At 37.9% G+C, this 26,073-nt stretch carries 25 protein-coding genes, 1 tRNA gene, 1 other RNA gene, 1 riboswitch and 1 other annotated feature; of the genes, 25 read left to right on the forward strand and 2 right to left on the reverse strand.

Features of this window, described 5'->3' with window-relative positions; genetic code table 11:
• Positions 1–42 precede the first annotated feature (42 nt).
• From LEUM_RS03185 to LEUM_RS03195, 4 genes are all read left to right on the forward strand, one after another.
• A complete protein-coding gene (locus LEUM_RS03185; RefSeq protein WP_011679459.1) occupies positions 43–609 on the forward strand; it encodes an SLOG family protein in 567 nt (188 codons plus the stop codon).
• Positions 610–684: 75 nt separating this feature from the next.
• Positions 685–1,083 (forward strand): DivIVA domain-containing protein, encoded by a 399-nt coding sequence (locus LEUM_RS03190; RefSeq protein ID WP_004164370.1) that lies wholly within the window; start codon positions 685–687, stop codon positions 1,081–1,083.
• Positions 1,084–1,106: 23 nt separating this feature from the next.
• Positions 1,107–1,479, forward strand: an RNA gene (gene rnpB, locus LEUM_RS10385) — RNase P RNA component class B.
• Positions 1,480–1,627: 148 nt separating this feature from the next.
• On the forward strand, positions 1,628–3,100 hold the full coding sequence (locus LEUM_RS03195) for an ABC transporter substrate-binding protein/permease (RefSeq protein WP_011679460.1): 1,473 nt from the start codon (positions 1,628–1,630) through the stop codon (positions 3,098–3,100).
• A 55-nt stretch (positions 3,101–3,155) separates the two neighbouring features.
• Here the strand turns inward: LEUM_RS03195 and LEUM_RS03200 are convergent, their stop codons facing one another.
• The gene (locus LEUM_RS03200) at positions 3,156–4,184 is read right to left on the reverse strand and encodes a lactonase family protein (RefSeq protein ID WP_011679461.1); all 1,029 of its coding nucleotides are present in this window, start codon (positions 4,182–4,184) and stop codon (positions 3,156–3,158) included.
• 178 nt (positions 4,185–4,362) lie between these two features.
• On the opposite strand from LEUM_RS03200, the gene LEUM_RS03205 reads away from it, so the two are divergent.
• The 19 genes from LEUM_RS03205 (at position 4,363) to LEUM_RS03295 (ending at position 23,795) form a co-directional block, all read left to right on the forward strand.
• The gene (locus LEUM_RS03205; RefSeq protein ID WP_011679462.1) at positions 4,363–5,517 is read left to right on the forward strand and encodes an AI-2E family transporter; all 1,155 of its coding nucleotides are present in this window, start codon (positions 4,363–4,365) and stop codon (positions 5,515–5,517) included.
• Entirely contained in the window at positions 5,514–6,026 is a 513-nt protein-coding gene (locus LEUM_RS03210; RefSeq protein WP_011679463.1) for a tRNA (cytidine(34)-2'-O)-methyltransferase, read from the forward strand. The genes LEUM_RS03205 and LEUM_RS03210 overlap by 4 nt, the downstream gene beginning before the upstream one ends.
• A gap of 72 nt (positions 6,027–6,098) precedes the next feature.
• Positions 6,099–6,170: transfer RNA gene (locus LEUM_RS03215), tRNA-Glu, on the forward strand.
• Between the two features lie 155 nt (positions 6,171–6,325).
• On the forward strand, positions 6,326–8,692 hold the full coding sequence (locus LEUM_RS03220; RefSeq protein WP_011679464.1) for an FtsK/SpoIIIE family DNA translocase: 2,367 nt from the start codon (positions 6,326–6,328) through the stop codon (positions 8,690–8,692).
• A 232-nt stretch (positions 8,693–8,924) separates the two neighbouring features.
• Positions 8,925–9,142, forward strand: a binding site (T-box leader).
• A 77-nt stretch (positions 9,143–9,219) separates the two neighbouring features.
• Complete coding sequence (gene thrS, locus LEUM_RS03225) at positions 9,220–11,178, forward strand: threonine--tRNA ligase (protein WP_011679466.1); 1,959 nt, start codon at positions 9,220–9,222, stop codon at positions 11,176–11,178.
• Between the two features lie 124 nt (positions 11,179–11,302).
• A complete protein-coding gene (locus LEUM_RS03230; protein ID WP_011679467.1) occupies positions 11,303–12,676 on the forward strand; it encodes an amino acid permease in 1,374 nt (457 codons plus the stop codon).
• Positions 12,677–12,798: 122 nt separating this feature from the next.
• Positions 12,799–13,473 (forward strand): VTT domain-containing protein, encoded by a 675-nt coding sequence (locus LEUM_RS03235; protein ID WP_010287543.1) that lies wholly within the window; start codon positions 12,799–12,801, stop codon positions 13,471–13,473.
• Between the two features lie 37 nt (positions 13,474–13,510).
• A complete protein-coding gene (locus LEUM_RS03240; protein WP_011679468.1) occupies positions 13,511–14,056 on the forward strand; it encodes a hypothetical protein in 546 nt (181 codons plus the stop codon).
• A gap of 183 nt (positions 14,057–14,239) precedes the next feature.
• On the forward strand, positions 14,240–15,082 hold the full coding sequence (locus tag LEUM_RS03245; RefSeq protein WP_011679469.1) for a fructosamine kinase family protein: 843 nt from the start codon (positions 14,240–14,242) through the stop codon (positions 15,080–15,082).
• A gap of 86 nt (positions 15,083–15,168) precedes the next feature.
• A riboswitch (Lysine riboswitch) is annotated at positions 15,169–15,337 on the forward strand.
• Positions 15,338–15,420: 83 nt separating this feature from the next.
• Positions 15,421–16,713 carry a diaminopimelate decarboxylase gene (lysA, locus tag LEUM_RS03250; protein ID WP_011679470.1) on the forward strand — a complete coding sequence of 431 codons (1,293 nt, stop codon included), beginning with the start codon at positions 15,421–15,423 and terminating at the stop codon, positions 16,711–16,713.
• A gap of 1 nt (position 16,714) precedes the next feature.
• Complete coding sequence (gene dapD, locus LEUM_RS03255) at positions 16,715–17,416, forward strand: 2,3,4,5-tetrahydropyridine-2,6-dicarboxylate N-acetyltransferase (protein ID WP_004164351.1); 702 nt, start codon at positions 16,715–16,717, stop codon at positions 17,414–17,416.
• Positions 17,416–18,570 carry an N-acetyldiaminopimelate deacetylase gene (locus LEUM_RS03260; RefSeq protein ID WP_011679471.1) on the forward strand — a complete coding sequence of 385 codons (1,155 nt, stop codon included), beginning with the start codon at positions 17,416–17,418 and terminating at the stop codon, positions 18,568–18,570. The genes dapD and LEUM_RS03260 overlap by 1 nt, the downstream gene beginning before the upstream one ends.
• 2 nt (positions 18,571–18,572) lie before the next feature.
• A complete protein-coding gene (dapA, locus tag LEUM_RS03265; RefSeq protein ID WP_011679472.1) occupies positions 18,573–19,439 on the forward strand; it encodes a 4-hydroxy-tetrahydrodipicolinate synthase in 867 nt (288 codons plus the stop codon).
• Positions 19,439–20,161, forward strand: coding sequence for a 4-hydroxy-tetrahydrodipicolinate reductase (gene dapB, locus LEUM_RS03270; protein ID WP_011679473.1), 723 nt, complete (start codon positions 19,439–19,441; stop codon positions 20,159–20,161). The genes dapA and dapB overlap by 1 nt, the downstream gene beginning before the upstream one ends.
• Before the next feature lie 89 nt (positions 20,162–20,250).
• Positions 20,251–21,054: a recombination regulator RecX gene (gene recX, locus LEUM_RS03275; protein ID WP_011679474.1), complete on the forward strand. Its 804-nt coding sequence runs from the start codon at positions 20,251–20,253 to the stop codon at positions 21,052–21,054.
• Positions 21,055–21,104: 50 nt separating this feature from the next.
• Positions 21,105–21,674: a nucleoside tri-diphosphate phosphatase gene (gene ntdP, locus LEUM_RS03280; RefSeq protein ID WP_004164346.1), complete on the forward strand. Its 570-nt coding sequence runs from the start codon at positions 21,105–21,107 to the stop codon at positions 21,672–21,674.
• A 107-nt stretch (positions 21,675–21,781) separates the two neighbouring features.
• Positions 21,782–22,465, forward strand: a complete 684-nt coding sequence (locus LEUM_RS03285; RefSeq protein WP_011679475.1) for a rhomboid family intramembrane serine protease — start codon at positions 21,782–21,784, stop codon at positions 22,463–22,465.
• On the forward strand, positions 22,462–22,668 hold the full coding sequence (locus LEUM_RS03290) for a YqgQ family protein (protein WP_011679476.1): 207 nt from the start codon (positions 22,462–22,464) through the stop codon (positions 22,666–22,668). The genes LEUM_RS03285 and LEUM_RS03290 overlap by 4 nt, the downstream gene beginning before the upstream one ends.
• Positions 22,669–22,829: 161 nt before the next feature.
• Positions 22,830–23,795: an ROK family glucokinase gene (locus LEUM_RS03295; RefSeq protein WP_004164341.1), complete on the forward strand. Its 966-nt coding sequence runs from the start codon at positions 22,830–22,832 to the stop codon at positions 23,793–23,795.
• Positions 23,796–23,850: 55 nt separating this feature from the next.
• On the opposite strand, the gene LEUM_RS03300 is transcribed toward LEUM_RS03295, so the two are convergent.
• Positions 23,851–24,450: a DsbA family protein gene (locus tag LEUM_RS03300; RefSeq protein WP_010293329.1), complete on the reverse strand. Its 600-nt coding sequence runs from the start codon at positions 24,448–24,450 to the stop codon at positions 23,851–23,853.
• Between the two features lie 141 nt (positions 24,451–24,591).
• On the opposite strand from LEUM_RS03300, the gene LEUM_RS03305 reads away from it, so the two are divergent.
• Together LEUM_RS03305 and LEUM_RS03310 are read left to right on the forward strand one after the other, a co-directional pair.
• Positions 24,592–25,167, forward strand: a complete 576-nt coding sequence (locus tag LEUM_RS03305; RefSeq protein ID WP_004164333.1) for a GTP pyrophosphokinase — start codon at positions 24,592–24,594, stop codon at positions 25,165–25,167.
• Positions 25,164–25,958 carry an NAD kinase gene (locus LEUM_RS03310; protein WP_011679477.1) on the forward strand — a complete coding sequence of 265 codons (795 nt, stop codon included), beginning with the start codon at positions 25,164–25,166 and terminating at the stop codon, positions 25,956–25,958. Before LEUM_RS03305 ends, LEUM_RS03310 begins: the two co-directional genes overlap by 4 nt.
• The last annotated feature ends 115 nt before the right edge of the window (positions 25,959–26,073 follow it).

The following is a 26,073-nucleotide window of genomic DNA, read 5'->3' on the forward strand; positions in this document are numbered from 1 at the left end:
CTTGCTTTCATAGCAAGACCTTTTCTTATAGAGGAGAATATTATGCGACTTTGGGTAACGGGTTACCGAAGTTATGAATTAGGAACATTCGGTGACAAAGATCCTAAAATTAAAGTTATCAAGTATGCATTACATCAAACGCTAAAAGAACAAGTTGATAATGGGTTGGAATGGGTTATCACAGGTGCCCAGCTAGGCATTGAGCAATGGACAATTGAAGTTGTTGCTGATATGAAGAAAGACTATCCGCAACTTAAATTGGCTGTAATGTTGCCTTTTAAACAGTTTGGCAGTCAATGGAGTGAGGATAATCAAGCTAAATTGCAGAAATTGATTGCACAGAGCGATTTTTCTGAGAGCGTATCGACTAAACCCTTTCAATCGCCTATTCAACTAAAAAATTACCAGAAATTCATGTTAGCGCACACAGATGGCGCATTGTTCTTTTATGATACGGAATTTGAAGGGAAGACAATATTTGATTTTCAAGTTGTGACAAAGTATCAAACGCAAACGCCGTATCCTCTTGTCCAAGTGGACATGTATCAGTTACAAGAGTATGCATCGGAACTTGAAGAAAAAATGAATGAAAATCGTTACGATTATTAGTATTAAAAATGCCTTGTAATTCATTAGAATTATTGGTAACATAGGATAAGTAAAAAAATAATCGAGGTATAGCTTGTGGAACAAGTAAAATACACGCAAAAAGACATTTTGGAACGCGTCTTTAAGCAAAAACGTATGGGGGTCGGTTATGATCCTGCTGATGTTGACAGCTTTCTAGATGATATTATTAAAGACTATGGTGCATTTGGTAGCCGAGTTGAACAACTAAAAAGTGAAGTGGCTCGTTTACAAGTCGCTTTGAAAGATGCCCAAGATCAACTAGTTGCTGTTAAACAGCAACAAAGTGTTGCACCGCAACAACCAGTTCAAACTGCTTCTCAACCTCAACCAGTTGAGGATCAAAGACAAGCAGCAGTCGCACAGCAAGCGGCAGTAACTAACTTAGATTTGATTAAGCGTGTTGCTAATTTGGAGCGTGTGGTGTTTGGTCGCGATCATAATAGTGCTGAATAAATAAAAAGATAATAATTTTTGCAAGTATCGGGTAATTGCGCGTTATATTTCTAACGTGAGGAAGGTCCATGCTCGTACACTCTGAGATGGGTGTAGTGTTTGTGCTGGGATAAAAAATAAACCCAGGAACAGTGATGTTACGGCAGTCGAAAGGGCTAAGGCTTAGGCTATGTCTGAATAGGCTCGAAGGTGCCATAGAAACGTATATGCTAGTGAAAGCTAGTATTTGAGACGAGGTAAACCCCACAAACGGGCAACCCAAACTTTTGGTAGGGGCGGCTGGCCTAGTGAAATGAAGCGATGGTCGGTATGGTTCGTTTGAACGAACTTAGATAGATGATTACCGAAGGTGTAATGTTACCTGCATTACACTGGAACAAAACATGGCCTATAGATACTTGTAACAGGTAGACTCGCTTCGGCGAGTTTTTTTGTATAAAAAATTTAGTTATTCAATATATTTTGTATATCTACGTTTTTTTATTGTATAAAAATTCAAATCAAGGTAAAATTAGTAATGTTGTTTCACATGAGGAGAAATTAAATGAATAGTATATTAAAAAAAATATCAATCGTGATAATGACGATTACAATGTTACTGCCATTGTTAGCAGTTTTGCCAACTCATGCTGATGCTGCGACTACGGATCCGGCCCTAACTAAAATCAAGAAAAAGGGTACGTTAGTAATTGGTCTGTCAGCAGATTATGCACCATTTGAGTTCCATGCTACGGTCAACGGACGTGACCAAATTGTTGGTTTTGATGTTGAGATGGCTAAAAAAATTGCTAAGGATCTTGGTGTTAAGCCTGTTATTAAGGAAATGGGATTTGATGGTTTAATCGGCGCCTTGCAAACTGGTAAAATTGATGTCATTATTTCGGGTATCAATGCCACACCAGAACGAGAAAAGGTAGTTGATTTTTCAAATTCATATATGAAGCCTTTGCAGACTGTAATGGTTTTGAAAAAAGATGCCTCTAAATATAGTGGCAACCTAAACTCTTTTTCTGGTAAGAAAATTGGTGTACAAAAACAAACTACCCAAGAAACTTATGCTCAAGAAAGTATGAGTGGATCAACAATAGTCAGTCTTCAAAAAGTTCCTGATTTGGTTGCACAATTATCTACTGGTAAAATTGCTGGAATCGTGCTTAATGAACCAATATCTAAAGCTTACACACAACAAAATAAAGCCTTTAAAATCATTTATCCAAAGCCTTCTTCTGGAGAAGGGGCAGTTTCAATCGCAATGCCTAAAAATTCTCCAGTCCTAAAAGCCAAAATTAACAAGTCACTTGGTAACATCATTAAATCAGGTGAATTGGAAGCTTATCAAAAAAGAGCTAATAAGCTAATGTTTGCCGATCAAAGCTTCTGGGCTAAGTATGGTAATTTGTTTGTTAAGGGAACATTGTTGACGCTTGCCTTAGCTGCAGTGGCGGTAGTTTTGGGTATTGTGCTTGGAACAGTCTTTGCCTTATTCAAGTTGTCTCCCAACGCCATTTTAAGAATTATTGGTAATGTTTATGTTGAGTATGTCCGTGGCACACCGTTGCTAGTACAAGCGTTTATGGTATTTTTCGGTACGCAAGTAATAGGCTTGAATTTATCAGCTTTTGCTGCTGGTGCTCTTGCAATGGGACTTAATTCAGCTGCTTATGTTGCTGAAATCATTCGTTCAGGAATCAACTCTGTTGACTTTGGACAAACGGAGGCTTCGCGCTCACTTGGCTTGTCAAAAGGCAAGACAATGCGATATGTCATATTACCACAAGCGGTAAAAAACATTTTACCTGCTCTAGGTAATGAATTTGTGACAATTATCAAAGAAGGTTCGGTTGTTTCTGTTATTGGTGTTGGTGAATTGATGTTCCAAACTGGTGTCGTTCAAGGAGCTAGTTTCAAACCATTTTTCCCATTAGTTATTGCATCACTGATTTACTTCGTTTTGACGTTTGGAATTAGTCGCTCATTGGGTTACGCCGAAAAACGTATGAATCGTAGTTCACGATAAGTTATTTTAATGCAAATAAAAAAGGACGCATCTGTCAATGATGCATCCTTTTTTGTTATTCAAATAATACACGAACACCTTCTGGAACTGTGAAGTCTTTTTGGAGTAGTGATAATTCGCCGGACTCGTCATCACGAGCGTACAATGATACATTGTCGGTATCTTGATTAGCAACCACCAAGAATTGTTCAGATTCATCCCAATTCATGTCTCTTGGGAACTCACCTTCAGTACTGATTAATTGAATACGTTCAATTTCAGATCCGAGATTAGTTGTTTTGAAGACTGCGACTGAGTTATTACCACGATTTGAAACATATATGAAGCGACCGTCTTTACTGATACGGATTGCAGCAGCTCCGTTATGTGCTGTCCAATCTGATGGTATAGTTGGTGCTGTCTGTACGTGTTCAAAAGAACCATCTTCACTGTTGTATTTCAAAACACTGAGTAGACTTGATAATTCGCCGAGGAGGTAAGCATATTGACCATCTGGCGAAAATCGAATATGACGAGGTCCAAAGCCATCTTCTGCTTTGAAACGAGCGGCTTCAGCTAACTTGCCATTGTCTGATACGTCAAAAGTAATAACTTCATCTGTACCCAGATCAACTGCAACTAAACGGTTGTCAGGAGTTAAATTGCTAAAGTGAATATGTGAAGATCCTTGTTCAGGACGTGGACCTGACCCTTTATTTTGCCAAGTATCGGTTAACGTCAAATTACCATCATCATTAATTCGGTAAACTTCAACAGTTCCACGGTGATAATAACCTGCATAAACAAGTTGACGATCTTCATCAACACCAATATATGCCGGTGCTGAGCCTTCACTTAATTGTGCATCAATCTCAGCAAGGGGTCGAACGGAATTATCAAATGTAACAACACCACCTTGACCATCACGATTCTCAACCGCGTAGACTTTGTTGGCTTTTGATATTGCCAAATAAGTTGGATTTGTCAAACCCCCAACGAATGTGGAGTTTTGTAATAATTTTTTCTCTGTATCAAGCTCAGCTTCATATATACCTTTTGAAACGCGCTTTGTATACGTACCAAATAGAATTTTATAGACTGCCATTATATAGTAGCTCCTTTGAATGTCTGTTTTAATTATACTTGTATGTAAGCATTTACACAAATATAATTTTTAGCCTTATTTAATTATCACATCATCGTAAAAATATTGCAAAGTAACAGCCATTCGCAATTCTATGGTAAAATAATTACAATTGTATAGCATGAGAAGGGGCGTTTTTATGAAAAAACCAGAGCAACAGTCATGGTATAGTCGTTGGTTTTCTGGCAATGACTTGTTAAATGGTCTGATTGTAATTTTATTAGTTTTGCTAATCATTTTTTTGGCTTGGCAAGTACGTTTTTTGTTTGAACCAATTCGTGCATTATTTACGGCTGTCGGTGCACCTATAATGATAAGCGGTGTGCTGTATTATTTGCTGAGTCCGATTGTCGGTCTTCTGGAAAAATATGTGCATTTACCAAGAAACTTATCGATTGGTGTGGTCTTGATTGTCTTATTAGCTATCATTGGAGTAGCCATTGCTGCTATTGTCATGGTATTGCGCAATCAAGTCATTCAATTTATCGATAACTGGCCAAATTACTGGAAAACCAGCGAAGCTTTTATTAATGAGACCTTTGCCAGTGAACAATTTAAGTTTATCAGAGATTATTTGAATCATACGAATTCTGATCTTAATCAAAATGTATTAGATTGGAGCAAAAAATATTTGACAAGCGGGGTTGCAGGCATCAGTTCGTTTGCATCAATCCTTACATCAATTGGTGTGACAATTGTTTCGACGCCGTTTATTCTTTATTATATGCTGTTAGATGGACACAAATTTTCGTCATTTGTTTCTAGTAAGTTTCCAAATAACTCACAACTATCAGTACGCTACTTATTAACGGAAATTAGTAAGCAAATCGCTCAATATATTCGTGGACAACTTGGTGTTGCACTCGCTGTAATGATTATGTTTTCCATAGGGTATACCATTATTGGTTTGCCGTACGGTATTTTATTAGCGCTGATGGCAGGCTTCTTTAACTTAATCCCGTATGTTGGATCAATTATTGCACAAGTGCCAGTTTTCACAGTTGCTTTGATTGCTGGTGGCCCAAAAATGCTAATATTAGCTATTATCGTACTAGCTATTGAACAACCGATTGAAGCACATGTTATTTCACCAAAAATTCTCGGGGAGGCGTTATCAATTCACCCTGTTACTGTTATCGTTGTGTTATTGAGCAGTGGACATATTTTTGGTGTATTAGGTATTGTGTTAGCGGTGCCATCATATGCTGTAGCTAAAGTGTTTGTTACACACATCTATGATTGGTGGCGTGCAAACTCAGATTTATTTGAAGTAGAGGAAGTAGCTGAAAAATGACGAATCATATTGTTTTATTTGAACCTTTAATGCCTGCTAATACGGGAAATATTGCTCGTACGACTGCTGGAACTGATGCAGTCTTACATTTAATTGAACCGTTGGGGTTTGAACTTGATGACAAACACGTTAAACGTGCCGGGTTAGATTATTGGGATCATGTAAAGTTGGTGAAACACCCAAGCTTGCCTGATTTTCTAGACACTTTAGCAGAAACAGACAACTTATACTTGGTTTCTAAATTTGCTAACCAAGACTACACACAGCCTAATTACGCACAAAATGATACTGACAATTACTTCTTATTTGGAAAAGAAACCACAGGGCTACCAGAAGTATTTATGCGTCAAAATCCGGAGAAGGCTATTCGTATCCCACAGGATGATTCACATGTTCGTTCGTTGAATTTATCGAATACTGTCGCAATTGTGCTTTATGAAGCATTGCGCCAGCAATCTTTTTCAAATTTAGAAACAACTCACACATACGAGCAAGACAAACTGAAATAAACAGTTGACAGATATAAATTTCCCTGATAAACTAATATAGTTGTTTCGTTACAATGAACAACTATTGACCATGGCTCGTTGGTCAAGTGGCTAAGACGCTGCCCTTTCACGGCGGAATCGAGAGTTCGATTCTCTCACGAGCTACTAAAAAGCGCAACTCTGGTTGCGTTTTTTTGTGTTTAAAAATTAAATTTTTGAAATAGAGTTAAGCAAAGCTTAAGAATTTGATGTGAACATTTGTTCGAGTTTCAAAAATGATAAAATAAAGTGTTAGAATGAACTGACTAAGAGGTGGAACTTTGGCGACAAGAAAGACTACACAAAGACGGCGTACAACACGTGGTAAAAATAGTAAAAAAAAGAACCCTTTAGTTCAAAACCTATGCTTCTTGGGTGGTATTGTCTTAGGTATACTAGGTATATTTAAGCTTGGCATATTAGGGGTATTTATTGCTGACATTTTCCGTTTTTTCTTTGGAAACATGTATCTTGTGATTTTAATACCTATGACATTATTTTTAGGGTACTATTTTATTACTCGAAAAACACCTAAAATAGCAACTCATTTTTGGGTTGGCGCTTTTATGATGTTCATTGCTATTGAGACAATTTCATCATTGTTATTTTTTGAATACACACTAAAAAATGCAGATGGATATGTTGGCGAAGTGGTGCGGTTAATTGGTCAAGATTTTGTCAATCAATCAGCAAACACACCGGTTGGCGGTGGTATAATCGGCGCGGCATTATATCATCTACTGTTTATGTTAATGTCTAGCATTGGCACGTGGATTGTAACAATAATCTTATTATTCAGTGGTATTGCAATCTTTTTCCGTATTCCAGCTCGTGACATTGTTCAGCAAGGTGTTGAAAAAGCTCATGAAGGGGTTACTCATATTCAGGAAAAACGAGCTAATGAAAAGCCAACCCGACAATCGCTTTTCAAACGTGATAGACACAAGAAAGATATTACTGATTATGGAGATGATCCATTAGGTGTGAGCCGAGATGATAGTTTGTCAACCGATGTTCTCCCAAAAATAGAAAAAGACGTCAATCCACCTAGTGTTCATGAAAATTTCAATGAGCCTGAAATTAAATGGAATGGTCCTATAGCGCCTCAACCAACAAAAAAGTCTTCCAAAGATCAGGCCGAAAAGACTTCTGTTAGTGATAGCGAAGTTTCTACAGATATGTTGGAAAAAGAAAATCCGGATTACCAGTTACCAACTGCTGACCTATTAACGCAATTAGCGCCTACAGACCAAACAAAAGAGTTTAAAGGTTTAACCGACAAATCGCGTCTTGTCCATGATACGCTGCAAAGCTTTGGTGTTGAGGCGGAAGTGACCAGTGTCTCATTAGGACCTACGGTAACTCAATATGAGTTGAAACCAGGGCAAGGCGTTAAAGTAAATCGAATTGCTAATCTATCGGATGATTTAGCATTGGCATTAGCTGCAAAATCAATACGAATTGAGGCGCCAATCCCCGGTAAACCCTATGTTGGTATAGAGGTTCCTAATGATACTCAGGCAACTGTTGGATTCCGAGACATGATTGAGAATGCGCCATTTGATGATAATCCACTCAATGTGCCACTTGGCCGAGATGTAACAGGAAATATTATCATGGCAGACTTATCGGCTATGCCTCATTTGCTTATTGCTGGATCTACTGGATCTGGAAAATCAGTAGGGCTTAATGGTATTATTGTATCTATCCTTTTGCGTGCAAAACCTAATGAAGTTAAATTAATGATGGTTGATCCAAAAGTTGTTGAGTTATCTATTTATAACGGGATACCACACTTGCTGACACCAGTTGTTTCGGAGCCCCGTAAAGCAGCGAAGTCTTTGCAAAAAGTTGTTGACGAGATGGAAAATCGTTACAAGCTTTTAGCTCAATTTGGAAAACGTAATATTGGTGAATATAATGCGGCGGTTGAAAAGCAGAATGCTGAAGCTAAGGAAACAGATCAGCCAATTATGCAACCAATGCCATATATTGTTGCTATTGTAGATGAATTCGCTGACCTAATGAGTACGGTGGGTAATGAAATTGAAGTTTCTATCGCGCGCCTTGGTGCTAAAGCTCGTGCAGCCGGTATTCACATGATTTTGGCCACACAGCGACCTGACGTTAAAGTGATTAACGGTACTATAAAAAGTAATATTCCTGGTAGAATTGCTTTTAGAACAGCTTCTGGAATTGATTCACGCACTATTCTGGACAGTAATGGTGCTGAGAAGCTGCTCGGAAAAGGGGATATGATTTTTGCACCGCCCGGTAAGCCGACACAACGTGTTCAAGGTGCATTTATTAGTAACACTGATGTGACTAATATTGTTGAATTTGTTAAGTCACAACAAGAGGTTCAGTATTCCGATGCAATGACTGTTACAGATGAAGAGATTGCTCAAGATAATTCGGAAAATGCTGATGGAAATAGTGATGATGAGTTATTCCAAGAAGCTTTGCAATTTGTTATTGAACAACAAAAAGCCTCAACATCACTGTTACAACGTCGTTTCAGGATTGGTTATAATCGAGCCGCTCGATTAATTGATGATTTGGAAGCAGGCGGTTACATTGGACCAGCAGACGGATCACGGCCAAGACACGTCAATATTTCAGATGGTAGCTCTGGGATAGAAAGTTAGCATTAGTTTCAAACTAAGTAGTATGATTATATTTTTTGAGTAGAATTAAATGATTAAGCAAACAGGAGAATAATAAAAATGGCACTTACAAAAAATCAAATTGCTGCACTACAAAATGTTTTTGATAATGGTATTTTAGATCATGATGTCGAGGCATTAGAAGCGCTAAAGATTGTATTAGCAGATTTAAAAAAATAATTGCAACACAGCAAAAAAAATGTTATGATGTTTCTCAGAAACATTGATAAGGACAACTCGATTGTCATGCACTTAAAGAGAGTTCATGTTTGGTGAAAATGAGCAGTGCATACATAAGAGACTACCTTTGAGTGGTGATTTAGTAGTTTTAAATGAAAAGTTGCCCGGGTGATACCGTTATATATCATTTGAGAGAAATAGGAATTTTTCCTGTTTTAAACTTGGGTGGTACCGCGGTAAAACGTCCCTTTAGATCTAATAAGGATCTGAAGGGACGTTTTTGTTTTATTAATGTAAAATACTAGAATGGAATTTGAAAGGAAAATAGCATGGCAGAAATCAGTCTTACATTCCCAGATGGCGCTATTAAAAAGTTTGATGAAGGGATTAAGCCAATTGGGGTTGCCGAAAGTATTTCAAAGTCATTGGCAAAGAAGTCAGTGTCAGGAAAAATAAATGGTTCATACATTGGCATGAACGATGTTATTACTGAAAGTGGCGATTTTCAACTAATCACTACATCAGATAGCGAAGCATTAGATCTACTTCGTCACTCAGCATCTCATTTATTAGCACAAGCATTAAAGCGAATTCCAAAATTTGCTAACATTCATTTTGGAGTTGGTCCTTTTATTGAAAATGGCTTCTATTACGACACAGATAATGGGGCTGGCAATCAAGTGTCAATCGAAGATTTCCCTGAAATCGAGGCGATTATGCACAAAATTGTGAAAGAGGATCTACCAATTCTTTCTCGCGAAATCACACGTGATGAAGCATTAGAAATATTTGCTGATGATCCATATAAAGTTGAGTTAGTAAATGATCTACCAGTCGATGAAAAGATCACAATTGCTGTTCAAGGAGATCATATTGAGCTTGATAAGGGTGGTCTGGTACCATCAACGGGTTGGATTAAGCATTTTAAGCTTACTTCAGTGGCTGGCGCTTACTGGCGTGGAGATTCAAGCAACCCAATGATGCAACGAGTATATGGAACGGCCTTTTGGAAAGCAGCTGACGTTGAAGCAGAAATTGCTCGTCGTGAAGAAGCTAAGGAACGTGATCATCGTGTCATTGGACGTGATCTTGATCTATTCTTTACTAGCCAGGAGGTTGGTTCAGGATTACCAGTTTGGCTGCCAAATGGTGCAACAATTCGTCGCCAAGTTGAAAGATATATTACAGATAAAGAGCTGTCAAATGGCTACCAGCACGTTTACACACCAGTATTGTCTAATTTGAACTTATATAAGACATCTGGTCACTGGGACCATTATCGTGAAGATATGTTCCCACCAATGGATATGGGGGATGGCGAATTTTTGGAATTACGTCCAATGAATTGTCCATCACATATCATGGTATTTAATCATAAGCCACGTTCATACCGTGAATTACCAATGCGTATTGCTGAATTAGGAATGATGCATCGTTATGAAAAATCTGGTGCTTTGACAGGGTTATCTCGTGTTCGTGAGATGACATTGAACGATGGTCATACATTCGTTGAACCAGAAAAGTTAGAAGAAGAGTTTAAGTCTATTCTAACAATGATGATGGGTGTCTATCGTGACTTCAACATTAAAGATTATCGTTTCCGTTTGTCTTATCGTGATCCCAAAAATACAGAAAAGTATTTTGATGATGATGAAATGTGGGAAAAGTCACAAAAGCAATTGAAAACAGCAATGGATGATCTCGGTCTTGATTATTTCGAGGCTGAAGGTGAAGCTGCTTTCTATGGTCCAAAGTTAGACGTTCAAACAAAGACTGCCTTAGGTAATGAAGAAACATTGTCAACTATCCAATTAGACTTCTTGTTGCCAGAACGATTTGACTTGAAATATATTGGTCGTGATGGTCTGGATAATCATCGTCCAGTGATGTTACATCGTGGTATTGTTGGTACGATGGAACGTTTCACAGCCTACTTGATTGAAATGTACAAGGGTGCTTTCCCAACATGGTTGTCACCTTTACAAGTACAAATCATCCCTGTTAATTTAGGTGCTCATGGTAATTATGCGAACGCTGTACAGCAGAAGTTACAGGATGCTGGATTGCGCGCTAATGTTGAAACAAAAGACGCTAAGATGGGCTACCTCATTCGTGAAGCGCAAACGAACAAAATTCCATATACTTTGGTACTAGGCGATTCAGAGGTAAATAGTAACACGGTTACTGTTCGTAAGTATGGTGATACAAAAACAGTTACAATGTCATACGATGAATTCCAATATTTGATTTTGTCTGATGTTTCTAATTACTCACGTGAAACCGAATGAACAAAATAGCGTTGTTTATTTTTAGAAAAAAATCAGCATACTAGATCATGTATGTATGAAAAGTCAAAGCACCCTGAGATGATCGAGGGGTGCTTTGCAATAGGAAAGGGAAATTTATATTATTATGTCCGATTCAAAAGGCGACAGTAATCTTCCGAAACGAGGTTTACAAAACCGACACGTTCAGTTAATAGCTATTGGTGGAACAATTGGTACTGGTCTATTCATGGGGGCAGGAAATTCAATCCATTTTGCTGGACCGTCCATTTTATTGGTTTACTTAGTTATTGGAATGTTTATGTTTGTTGTAATGCGTGCCATTGGTGAACTGCTGTATGCTGATCCCAGTCAACATACCTTTATTTCTTTCATCACTAAATTTTTAGGTAACCGTGCCGGATTCTTTGCACGTTGGTCATATTGGTTAACTGTTGTATTTATGGGGATGGCAGAGCTGACTGCAGTGGCAAAATATATTCAGTTTTGGCTGCCGGATTTACCAAGTTGGTTGATTCAAATCGTCATGCTTATTTTGCTAACGTCGATCAACTTAATTGCCGTAGCACTTTATGGTGAAACTGAATTCTGGTTTGCCATGATAAAGATTGTAGCCATCCTATCATTGATTGTGACAGGTATTATCATGGCTTTGACAGGATTTGAAACACCAGTTGGAAAAGTTGCTTTTAGTAATGTTTGGCATCACTTTGAGTTATTTCCTAACGGGGTTGGTAATTTTATTAATGCCTTTCAAATGGTCATGTTTGCATTTGTCGGCATGGAATTTATTGGCATGACAACGGCTGAAACGGAAAATCCCCGTTCGGTTTTGCCCAAAGCGATTAACCAAATTCCTTGGCGCATATTGTTTTTCTATCTGGGTGCATTGTTCATTATTATGACGATTTATCCATGGCAGAAAATTCCAGAGGATCAAAGTCCTTTCGTGATGGTTTTCCAGTTGGCAGGTGTGAAATGGGCTGCCGCTTTAATTAATTTCGTAGTATTAACGAGTGCTGCTTCAGCATTAAATTCAGTTTTGTTTAGTGCTAGCCGTAATTTCTTTGCTTTATCATTCCAATCTAAGGCCAAGTTTTTACAACCATTTAGAAAAACATCAAAAACACAATTACCAGTGAATGCTGTACTGGTTACATCATTAATGGTTGCTTTTTCGGCCTTAATCTCGGTTATTCCATCAATCACAAATGCGTTTAGTTTTGTGACAAGCGCATCGACGGACTTGTTTTTGATGATTTATGTACTCATATTATTCGCTTACATGAAGTATCGCAAGTCAGATAGTTACATGCCTGATGGCTTTCTTGTCATAGCACCTAAGACGTTAGTGCCATTGGCAATTCTGTTTTTCAGTTTTGTATTTATTACGCTTTTCTTTAATCCAGAATCTCGTCTACCAGCAATTGGTGCTACCATTTGGATGGTCGTGTTTGGCTGTATTTCAATGAAACAACCAAAACAGGCATTAAATAAGTAAGTTACCGTAATTTTTCTGGTTAGAAGGCAATTAAAATCGCAATAGGGATGAAAAGGTATATTTTAATATGACATGCTCACATGTGTGGTAAAATATTACTATTCGTACTTTAGGGGAACTTTATGTCATTTCTAATTGATTTTATTTTGCACATTGATGTCCATATTGGTAATCTTGTGCAAGCGTTCGGTTTATGGACGTATTTGATTTTATTTGTGGTAATTTTCATTGAAACTGGCAGTGTGATTATGCCGTTTCTACCTGGAGATTCACTGTTGTTTGCTGCAGGAGCTATTGCTGCTACGCCTGCTGGGCTAAATGCCGGACTTAATCATTGGGTATTTATGATTGTATTCTTCTTAGCAGCTGTTATTGGTGACTCAGTCAATTTTTGGATTGGTCGTACAGGTGGTTATAAAATTTTACATCATCGTTTCTTTGGTCGTTTCATTAAAGAACAACATATCAAAGAAGCTGAAGCTTTCTTTGAAAAGCGTGGTGCTGCGGCAATAATCATTGGGCGATACATGCCGATTGTCCGCACATTTGTACCGTTTGTGGCTGGTATCAGCCAATTTTCATACAAACATTTCCTACGCAATAGTTTGATTGCTGCGTTCTCTTGGAGTTTAATTGCAACCGGTGCTGGTTATATGTTCGGAAATATTCCATTTGTTAAAGCACACTTTTCTGTAATTATTTTAGGTATTGCGTTGGTCACATTAATGCCAACAATCATTGGTGTCGTTCGTTCAGCAATGGTTGCAAAGAAACAGAAAAAAATAATGTCGAAATAACCGCCATTCATGGCGGTTTTTCTGTATAATTATAACTATGAATAACTTAAAAAAACTACAAGAATTAACTAAAATTTCAACAATAGAGATTGCTGATGCACTAGATGTTGAAGTTGAAACTGTTGAAGCATGGCAAAATGAAGAAAAAGTACCCAGTGTGAGTGATTTTGAGGCATTAAGTGGCATCTTCTCTTCTCAATTGGATGCTCAAGGAATCGACTCTCAATCCAGCAAGCATCCAATCCACATTCGTTTATCTGTGGATTATCTATTGAACCTAGGAATAACACTTTCAGATTGGATTACTTTAAAGTGGGCCTTTGAAGGGCAGTGGAATAATGATCAGTTAGCCATCGGATTTTTTTCTAATAATCAATTAGTACGTGTTATTAGCACTGAAAGTGAATTTTCGGATGCTTTTGCAGGCTATCTGATTTTACAAACTGAAGGTGAGTTTGAACCATATATTGATGAATTTGATAATGATAGGGAATACGATTGGCGTTTGTTGCGTTTGAACGATGAAAAATTTGTGGATGTAACTAACGATTTAATTGCAGCCAATTTACCAGTCATCAGCTAACAATAGAGAAGTACACAAAGTAGTGACGTCTGTATAATATTATGATACACTACAATCAGATGATAATACCTGTGAGACAATTGAATAAATTTGTCGATAATAAGGGTATTATTTTGCCAAAAACACAGTTTTCATAATGGAAATTGTGTTTTTTTGTTCCGATAATAAATTTTGGAGGATAATATGGACTTAGGCAACGATTTTGTTACTCGTTTGGGACTTGAAAAACCACACGACTTAGAAAAGGTACGTGGTGGCGACATTAACGAGGCGTTTTCAATCTATTCGAATAACCAGCGCTATTTTTTAAAGATTCAACAAAATGCTCAAGCAAGTTTTTTTGATCATGAAGTTGCTGGCTTGAAGGCTTTGGGGGAAGAGGTGACTGTGCCAGCCGTTTTAGCACAGGGACAGTTACAAGGGCACGCCTATTTAGTCTTGACGTGGATTAATCAAGGAAATGGGTCACAACAAGAATTAGCAAAGTCGCTGGTTAAAATGCACCAAGCTACAGCGCCAAAGTTTGGATTTGATAGTGATAACTTAGTAGATTTTGTGCCTAAAAATAATACTTGGCAATCTTCTTGGGCTGAATTCTTTGTGAAACAACGCTTGGATCCGCTAATGGCACAAGCGCAAAAAAATAATTTTTGGCTGACCCAACGTGGTGATCACTATAGTAATTTACGTGAAACAATATTAAATGATAATCACGCGCAAACAGTTCAACCATCACTACTGCATGGTGATTTCTGGGCAGGAAACTTTATGTTTAACGATCAAGGTAAACCTGTATTTATTGATCCTAACGTGTTCTACGGTGATCGGGAATATGATTTGGCGATTTCAAGAGTGTTTGCCGGCTTTAGTCCGTCATTTTATAATCAATATATGCAAGAATGGCCATTGGATGATGGCTGGCAAAAACGTGAAAAATGGTATGAGTTTTATTATATACTAATGCACTTTACACGCTTTGGTGATATTTATGCACCGCGGATGAACAAATTATTAACGTCTTTTTAAAATCACATGATTGCTAGCAAAGAATTAGACGAAAAAACCTTGACATTCAATAATGATTCAGTCATAATAATGACAGAATAAAAATTATTTCACATAGAGGTCGCGATTGACAATACACTTACCGGAGTTGCTGTAGCAATTGATAGTAAGCTTAGGGGATATCGCCGAAATCAAGGGTGTCTACAAATGACCTTGATTGGGCTAATAGTTAAGAGCTATTAGACTGTCGCAGAGATGCGGTGAGCTATGGAAACTGTCAAAAATGCTAACAATGCCCTTTGATAAGTCCGTTTTGCGAACCTATCAAAGGGTTTTTTTGTGTAATTCAAGGGGAAATGATGACGTATCCAATAAATGAAAAGCAACATCTGACAGTTGATGGTGTTGATACAATTGAACTGGCAAAGACATATGGCACGCCGTTAGCAGTTTACGATGTAACACTTATTCGTAAGACAATGAGAGCGTTTAAGCGTATCTTTGAACAAGAAAATGTCCCATATGTAGTGAGTTATGCTGGTAAAGCTTTTGCTACTAAAGCAATTTATCAGGTGGCAGCTCAAGAAAATATTCACGCTGATGTCGTGTCTGGTGGGGAATTATACACAGCAATTAAAGCTGATTTTCCAACTCAGCATCTTAGTTTTAATGGTAATAATAAGAGTTATGATGAACTTGTGATGGCCGTTGAAAATGGTGTGGGAACAATTATTGTTGATAATTTTCTTGAGTTACAGCTACTGTCAGAAATTACGGCGGAAAAAAATGTTATTCAAGATATTTTACTACGTATTTCACCAGGAATTTCAGCTCATACTCATGAATTTATTAGTACTGGTCAACAAGATAGTAAATTTGGCTTTGATTTACAAACAGGTCAAGCGAAGCAGGCCTATGATATTGCAATAAAAGATAACCATCTTCATTTGCGTGGCTTACATGCGCATATTGGATCTCAAATATTTGATGTGACTGGATTTGAGAAAAATGCAGCACTATTAGCAGATACTGCTTACTCATGGGGATGGCAACCAGAAGTCATTAATACTGGCGGTGGATTTGGTATTCGTTATACTGATGAGGATCAACCTTTGCCAGAAAACGAGTTTGCGGATGCTATTATCCGTGTTTTGAAAGAAAAGGCTACACAGTACGATTGGGCAATGCCAGAAATATGGATTGAACCTGGTCGTTCGATTGTCGGACCAGCCGGACAAACCCTATATACAGTTGGGTCGCGTAAGGATATTCCAGGAATTAGAAATTACTTGGCTGTAGATGGTGGTATGGGAGATAATATTCGTCCAGCACTTTATCAAGCAAATTACGAAGCGGTTTTAGCCAATCAACCAAATGCTAAAAGTGAAGAAATTGTGCGGATTGCTGGTAAATATTGTGAGTCAGGTGACGTATTGGTTTGGCAGGAAGAATTACCGGCGACAAAACCTGGTGACATTTTATCTGTGCTTGCAACAGGTGCGTACGGGTATGCAATGGCTTCAAATTATAACCGAAATCCACGACCGGCCGTTGTCTTCGTGGAAAATGGTCAACATCAAGTCGTTGTTGAACGTGAAACTTTTGAACACATGATCAGTTTAGATCAGGATTATACTCTAGGAGATAAATAACATGGCTGAAAACGAAGCACAAAAACTAATTAATTTCATTGCAAATGCAAAAAAAATTACCCCAGTAAAAGTTACATATAAAGGTACATTGGCAACTGAAGTGCCAGATACTGTGCAACAATTTGGAGATGAGTCATTTGGACAATTAATTGGCGACTGGTCTGAAATTGAATTGTTAATTAAGAATCTACCATCAGAAGATGTATTTATTGAAAATGATTCACGTAACTCTGCCGTTCCTTTGCTTGATAAAAAAGAAATTAATGCTCGCATTGAACCAGGTGCCATTATTCGCGATCAAGTTGAAATTGGTGACAATGCGGTGATTATGTTGGGCGCAGTGATTAATATTGGTGCAGAGATTGGTGCTAACACAATGATTGATATGGGTGCTGTACTTGGCGGCCGTGCCATTGTTGGTGAAAATTCTCATATTGGTGCTGGCGCGGTATTAGCTGGTGTGATTGAACCAGCATCTGCCCAACCTGTTCGCATCGGAAATAACGTTCTAGTTGGCGCTAATGCCGTCGTTATTGAAGGCGTACAGGTCGGTGACGGCGCAGTAGTTGCGGCTGGAGCGATTGTCACAAAGGATGTACCAGCCAATACAGTAGTTGCGGGTGTTCCTGCAAAAGTCATTAAGGAGATTGATTCGAAGACGCAACAAAAGACTGCGTTAATTGACGCATTGCGAGGCTTATAATGCCAGTTAATGAAGAAGATTTGAAAACCTATCGGCGTGACTTACATAAAATTCCAGAACTTGCTTTAGCGGAATTTAAAACGCATCGTTATTTGTTAGAAAAGATTCAATCTTGGCAAACTAATTTTATGACAATACGTCAAGTAGAAGAATTACCTACCGCAATGCTTGTGAAATTTTCTGGGACTGACCCAAGCCGGACGGTAGGATATCGTGCTGATATTGACGCGCTACCAGTTACAGAAGATACTGGATTGCCATTTGAATCAACACATAAAGGTGTTATGCATGCATGTGGTCATGATGTTCACATGTCTTTAGCTTTGGGATTAGTTCAGTATTTTAGTGAGCATCAACCTAAAGACAATTTAATTGTCTTTTTCCAACCGGCTGAAGAGTCAAAAAGTGGTGGCAAATTAGCGGTTGATTTAGGAATCTTTGAAGGTGAGTGGCATCCTGATGAATTTTACGGCATTCATGATCAGCCTAATTTACCTGCTGGAACTTTGAGTACCTTAGCGGGCACTTTATTTGCTGGAACGGCCGAGCTCGAAATTGACATCCATGGGCAAGGCGGTCATGCGGCCTATCCCCACTTAGGTAAGGATCCAATTGTCATTTCGGCTGAATTAATTATGTTGTTACAAACTGTTGTATCGCGTGACGTTGATCCGATAGAAGGTGGTGTAGTGAGTCTTGGAATGATTAGCGGCGGCTTTACAAATAATGTTATTCCAGACACGGTGCATCTTGCCGGAACAGTTCGTAGTATGACCAAAGATGGCTTGGATAAAATGACAACACGAATTCGCCAAATCGTTGAAGGTGTGGCGTTGGCAAATGATGTCAAGATTAATGTTCGCCTTGAAACAGGAAGTTATTTGCCTGTTGAAAACAATCCTGACTTAGCTAACAATTTGCTGAGTTTCATGGAACAGCGTCAAGACATTGCTTTTGAAGAAGCAAAACCTGCGATGACAGGTGAGGATTTTGGTTACATATTGCAACATATTCCTGGTGTCATGCTTTGGCTGGGTGTTAATGACAATCATTCACTGCACAGTGCCAAGTTAAACATCGATGAAGCAGCTTTGTTGCCAGGATTTAATGCTTTGAAAGATTTTATTGAGTGGCGAATGTCACAAGGAGAATAAGCATGTACGAAGGAATTAATTTAATTACGGCAATTATTACGCCTTTTACAGTAAACGATGAGATTGATTATGAGTCATTAGAGAAATTAATTGAACACCTGTTAAATCATGGTTCGCAAGGATTTGTGATTGCAGGAACAACAGGTGAATCTCCAACACTGTCTTTTGAAGAGAAAGTAGAGTTGACACGGTTTATTGCAAAACAGGTTGGTAATCGTGCACTTTTAATTGCTAATGCAGGTTCCAATAATACAAAGGAATCCGTAGAAGCAGCCAAAGCTTTAAGCAAAATCGAGCATATTAACGGCATCTTGGCAGTAACACCGTATTATAATAAGCCAAGTCAAGCTGGTATGATTGCACATTTTAAAGCTATCGCTGATGCATCCGAAAAGCCTGTTATGTTATATAACATTCCTGGTCGTACGGTGGTCGGTCTCACGGTTGATAGTGTGATTGAATTAGCTCAACATCCTAATATTAATGCAATTAAGGAAACAACATCAACTGAATTTGTTGAAGCAGAGGTAGAAGGGGCCACTGGATTTGCAGTCTATACTGGTGAAGATGCAATGACTCTTTCGGCTTACACCGTCGGCGGTGCTGGAACAATTTCGGTAGCTTCACATCTTTATGGTGACGAAATGTCTGAATTGTTTTCTGCTATGAATGCAGGTAATTGGCGCGAAGCTGGGCGTTTGCAACGTTACCTAACCCCACGAATGAATGCCCTATTTGCTTACCCTTCCCCAACTCCAGTTAAGACGAAATTAGCCGAAAAAGGATTCGTACGTGAAGCTGTACGTCTGCCTCTTATTCCTTTAAGTGACGCAGAAAAATTACATTTGAATGAATTATTGGAGAAATAATGACAAAAATAATTTTAGCTGGTGGTTTTGGTAAATTAGGCCAAGCTATTCAAGATAACTTGAATGAAGAATATGAAATTGTTGGTATTGTGAGTGGTCATCAACATGAGAGTAAGGTACCTGTATGGACCTCCTTATCAGATATTAATGTGGCAGCAGATATTTGGCTGGATGTCAGTACCCCAGCAACTGTATTTGACAATGCAATGTACGCAATCGAGCACAACATGCCGCTAGTGATTGGTGCCACTGGTTTGTCTGATGAACAAGTAGCAATACTGCGTGAACAGTCATCAAAAGGCGTTTTAATTGTACCTAACTTTAGTTTATCAGCGGTTTTGTTAATGCAATTCTCACAGTTAGCGGCCAAATATTTTCCTGATGCAGAAATTATTGAAGCGCACAACCCTAAAAAGGTGGATGCACCATCTGGAACGGCTAAGCAAACAGCAAGATTGATTGCAAAAGCCCGCATTGCGGAACCTACATCAACAAAATTAGCGCCAGCTCGCGGCGAACAGATTGATCGTGTGCCAGTTCATGCTGTACGGTTACCTGGCTATATCGCACAGCAAAGCGTTTATTTTGGTGGTGTGGATGAGCAATTAACGCTGACCCAAAGTACAACAAGTCGATCAGCCTTTGTACCAGGTGTAATTCGCGCTATAGAAGCTGTGAAAAATATAGACGGTGTTGTCATCGGATTAGACCAAATTATTTAATTTAAAAATTGTGATGTTAATGTCAGTATTAGCATCATTTTTTATTTTAAAATACATGTGAATAGCAATATTTATCGTACAATAGAGTTATGAAAAAGATAACTAAAATTTCAATTCAAAAAAAAGCGGGTCGCTATAATATTGATCTAGATAATCAATTCGCTTTTGGTGTGGCGGAAAGTGTTCTCATTAAATTTGGTTTGGCGAAAGGGCGAGAATTAGATGACGAATTAATTGCAGAAATTAAGCATAATGATTCCATTGCCAAGGCGTTAAGCATTGCTCTTAACTTCCTTAGCCACTCATTGCACACAGTCAAACAAGTGAAACAGAAAATGAGTGAAAAAGAGGTATCTGAAAGTATTCAGGATGAAGTTGTTGCACAATTATATGAACAAAAATATATCGATGATTTAAATTATGCGCAACACTATGTTTCAACAAAAAAAATTATTAGTCCTAAGGGACCCAATGTTATCAAGATGGATTTGAAGCAGGCAGGTGTTAATGATGATGATATCGAAACAGCATTATCTGATTATACTCACGAGGAGCAAATTGAAATTGCAGAGAAACTTGCTTTAAAATCTGCTACCACATACAAAAGAGAATCAACTCGTGCTAAGAAACAAAAAATTGTACAAGCTTTAGCCACAAAAGGATTCTCTTTTGATATTGCAGAGATTGTTGTTGATAGGGTGATTACAGAAAATGACGATGAAATTGAGTTAGAAAATATCAAGCGTCAAGCGGAAAAAAGCTGGCGACGCTACCGTAACGAAGTACCAAGTCAAAGGATATATAAAACTAAAAATAGTTTGTATACGAAAGGTTATAATGCCGAATTAATTAATGTGGTAATTCATGAGTTAGAAGTATCTGCAGATGATTGAAATGTGGTACAATTAAATAGGAATTCGGTGTTAGAAGAGTAGGTAGCGTTATGAACGTTGATAGACCCAGTCGTGGACCACGAGAAGGTGACTTCATCACGATCAAAAGCTATAAGCATGATGGCTCGTTGCATCGAACTTGGCGCGATACCATGGTACTAAAGACCAGTGAAAATTCTATCATTGGCCTAAACGATCACACTTTGGTAACGGAAGATGATGGTAGACGATGGGTTACCCGAGAACCTGCTATTGTTTATTTCCATAAGAAATATTGGTTTAACATTATTGCGATGATTCGCGATAATGGTGTATCGTATTATTGTAATTTAGCTTCTCCGTATGTACTCGACAAAGAGGCGCTAAAATATATTGACTACGATTTAGATATTAAAGTTTTTCCTGATGGCGTCAAACATTTACTGGATGCAGATGAATATGCGGCTCATAGTAAAAAGTGGCATTATCCGCCAGAAATCGATAAAATTTTGAAAGCTCATGTCAAAATTTTGGTTGATTGGATAAACGAAGGTTCTGGACCATTCTCACAAGGATATGTTGACGTTTGGTATACACGATATCAATATTTGATGCAACAGCGGTTAAAAGATCGTCGTTGAGAAAAAGCATTCGATTTGTCGAATGCTTTTTCTGATGCATACGAATAAGTTAATTCATTTATCACACAACAAAACATAAAAAATCATAATCTGTTAAAATAAAGGTTATGAAGGCATTAAAAGAACAATATCAAACAGCACCGATAACGACAATTATATTTTTGGTAACTACTTTTGTATTCCTAATTGAGCTTGTATTAAGCCGTGGAACGACGGAGAATAGTGAATTCTTAATTAATATGGGTGCAAAATGGGGACCATATATCCAGTTAAAACATGAATACTGGCGATTGTTAACGCCGGTTTTTCTCCATGCTGGTTTTTTACACATTGTCACTAATATGATCACTTTATGGTTTATTGGACCACTTGTTGAACGAGCATTTGGCAGTACAAAATTTTTTGGACTATATTTTTTTGGTGGTATTATTGGTAATATTTTTTCATATTTATTGGCGCCGTCGAGTGTTTCTGTAGGTGCATCTACAGCACTTTTTGCCATGTTTGGTGGACTAATTTTGTATGCCATTCGTTTTAAAGAAGATCCGCAAGTTAAGTCGATGGGAACAATGTTGGGGCTCTTTGTCATTTTGAATTTAGTCACAGGATTTTCATCAACGGATATTGATATATGGGGGCACATCGGTGGCTTAATCGGTGGGATGATGTTTGCGGTAATGTTTGGTTTCTATGGGCGCAGTGGGAAATACGCTATTCGAGTGCGCTTAATCATGGGCGCTATAACAATATTGCTGATTATTTTAACTTTTTGGGCAGGTTTAAGAATATGAAAACATTTTATGATGTATTACAATATTTAAAAGAATTCGGTGTGTATATTCACGTTGGTAAGCGTCTGTGGGATATCGAATTAGCAGCACTAGAAGTAGATAATCTCTACAAAACTGACATTTTAAATGCAAAAGATTATGCAACAATTAAGTTAATTTTATCACATGAACACACAATGGAAGTCGAAAATCCAAGTGATTGAAAACATTTAATGAAAATGATGAAAACGCTTGCACTATGTAAGCACTTTCTGTTAAAATATGTAAGTAATAAATTTTATGGAGGAAACATGCATTGCGCTGATTAATCATCATATAAGGCAGTTAATTTGTCTTTAGAAATACGCTTTGCACTTTAATAATCATGGCAAAAGATAAACTTATTGGCGTTGATCTTGGTGGTACAACTATCAAGTTTGCAATTTTAACTGATCAAGGTGAAATTCAACAAAAGTGGTCAATTAAAACAAACATTTTGGATGATGGTGCACACATTGTTCCAGATATCGTTGAATCCATTAATCATCATTTAGACTTATACCAATTGGATAAAGAACGCATCATTGGTATTGGTATGGGTACACCGGGAACTGTTAACCGTGAAACAGGTACAGTCACAGGCGCCTTTAACTTAAATTGGAAAACAGAACAACCTGTCAAAGCAGATATTGAGGCAGGAACTGGATTTACTTTGACAATTGATAACGATGCTAACTCTGCTGCTCTTGGCGAAGCATGGAAGGGTGCTGGTAATAATGATGATGAAGTTTCATTCATTACCTTAGGTACCGGTGTCGGTGGTGGATTGTTAGCCAATGGTCAGCTAATCCACGGTACAGTTGGTGCCGGCGGAGAAGTCGGTCACATGATTGTTGAACCTGATGGATACTTGTGCACATGCGGTAATCGTGGCTGCTTAGAACAATATGCTTCAGCTACTGGTGTTGTTCATTTGGCACAAAATATTGCTGAAGAATATGTAGGTAGTTCAAAATTAAAGAAGATGATCGACAATGGAGAAGAAGTCACATCAAAAATTGTCTTTGATTTAGCAAAACAGGGCGACTTTTTGGCAAATAAAGTTGTTGACAAAGTGGCTTACTATTTGGGTTATGCCACAGCTACTATGTCTAATATCTTGAATCCATCAGCCGTTGTTATCGGTGGTGGTGTTGCTGCTGCTGGCGAGTTCTTGCGTGCACGTGTTGAAGAACATTGGACCAAGTTTGCTTTCCCAACAGTTCGTCACTCTACACGTGTAAAGTTAGCGGAGTTAGGTAACGATGCTGGTGTGATTGGTGCGGCGAGTCTAGCTCGAATAACTGCTTAATATGATTACAAATAAAAAACTGCTATCTCGTAGCAGTTTTTTTATTTGTAATCATTTATGCTAAATTAACTGATGCTTCTGCGTTTTTTTCTGATGCATCATCATCTGATATATGGGGTAAAAATGCAGGTAGCAAATCGTTAACAGAGAAATCAGTTAAGATTTGTGTTTTTAAATCGACTGCATCATCAATCGCTACCGTAGCCTGAACCTTTGGCATCATACCGTGAGCTAGTTGTTGATCTTCTAATATGGCCTGCATCGTTTCTTTTGAATTACGGTTATACAGAAAGTCTGTGATGTTGATGCCCACTTTTTTAGCAATATTGATTACTAAATTACGTGAGTATTTCTGATGACCAACCGTTAGCGCCTCTTGTAGGTTAATGAGTAATGCTCGCGCTTTTTTATTACCTTCAATTTGAGCAGCTTTGAAATCGAGAGTGAGTCGATAGACTAAGCTGGCTTTGTCTGTTGGTTCATCAGCACATGATGAATTATCATCTTTAATCATTTTCAAAATTGGTTCATTGATTAAAGGCACAAAAAACAGATGATGTGAACGATGAATTTGTTGACTAATTTTTTGTAGATATTGCTCTGTAATTAAGCAATTATCGGACAGTGGCGTATCGAAATGATATATAGATAGCATGATTGTTCTCCTGAGTTATTAACTTATTCAATATACAAAATATTAGTATAGTCGTCAAGGGTGTACTTGACAAATGATACGCTCATAAATATGTTAAAATAGAATAGTAGTAATTAAAAAAATATAATAAAGGATGACAGTATGGATTGGGATCATTTTTTTATACCATATATTCAAACCGTCTCAGAGCTTAAAGTAAAATTACGTGGTTTGCGTCAGCAATACGAAAAATCTGGTGAAGATTCATCAATTGAATTTGTAACTGGTCGTGTAAAGTCTCAAGCCTCAATTGAAGAAAAGATAGTTCGTCGACATTTAGATGAGAATCGGTTGGCTCTTGATTTGCAAGATATTGCCGGTGTTCGTATTATGACAAAGTATGTTGAAGACATTTATACTGTGGTCGATTTGTTGCGTCAAAGGACGGATTTTCAAATTTTAGAAGAGCGTGATTATGTCAGTAATGCTAAACCTTCGGGTTATCGTTCGTATCATCTTGTGATTGAATATCCAGTCCAGATGTATACTGGAGAACTAAAAGTATTGGCAGAGATTCAGGTGCGGACAATGGCGATGAATTTTTGGGCTACTGTGGAACATGATTTACGTTATAAGCATGGGGAGTTGAACGAAGATTTAGCAAATCGACTGACTAAACTATCCGAATCAACTTTTGCTTTAGATCAAGAACTTAGTGAGATAAGAGCAATAGAATGAAAATCGCAATTTTCAATAATCATGCTGAACATAGCGTGATTATTGCCAAAAAATTAATACTGGCAATGAAGAAAAATAATGTCGATATTGATGATAGAAATCCGGATATTGTCGTTTCCGTTGGTGGGGATGGCACGCTTTTGGGCGCTTTTCAAAAGTATGTTGATCAAACAGAAAGCGTGCGTTTTGTTGGCCTTCATACAGGTCATTTGGGGTTTTATACGGATTGGTTAAGCACGGAGCTTGACCAGTTTGTTGATAGTTTAATCCATGATAACGGCCAAAAAGTTAGTTACCCACTACTCGAGCTGACTGTTGTGAGAACTAGTGGTGAATCTTACAAATTTTTAGCGCTTAATGAAGCGGTTATAAAGCAACCTATTGGCACTTTAGTTGCCGACATATATTTAGGTGGCCAGGCCTTTGAGCGTTTTCGTGGAGATGGTATTGCTGTTGCAACGCCAACTGGATCAACAGCTTATAATAAGGCTAATGGTGGTGCAGTGCTACATCCGAGCTTGCCAGCAATTCAAATGTCTGAAATAGCCTCAATTAATAACCGAGTATTTCGAACCTTAGGTTCACCGCTAATTGTGCCACAAGATCAAGAAATTGTGATGAAACCAAAAAGCAATCATTTTTTGGTTATGTATGACCAAGAAGAGATTAAAGGGCACAATATTACTGAACTACGCTTTAAGGTCTCTGAAAAAAGGGTCCATTTTGCTCAATATCGGCATGTGGATTTTTGGCGACGTGTACAGAATGCCTTTATCAGTGAAATTGAATAAATTAAACAGCTAATTACTGTCTTGAGGGACAGGATTTTTTATACATAAATTTGAGAGGAAATTTAGTAATAGTTTGTTCCAAGGAGGTACAAGCTAAATATTATATAATGCGATT

This window comes from Leuconostoc mesenteroides subsp. mesenteroides ATCC 8293 (genome assembly GCF_000014445.1).
Lineage (GTDB): Bacteria > Bacillota > Bacilli > Lactobacillales > Lactobacillaceae > Leuconostoc > Leuconostoc mesenteroides.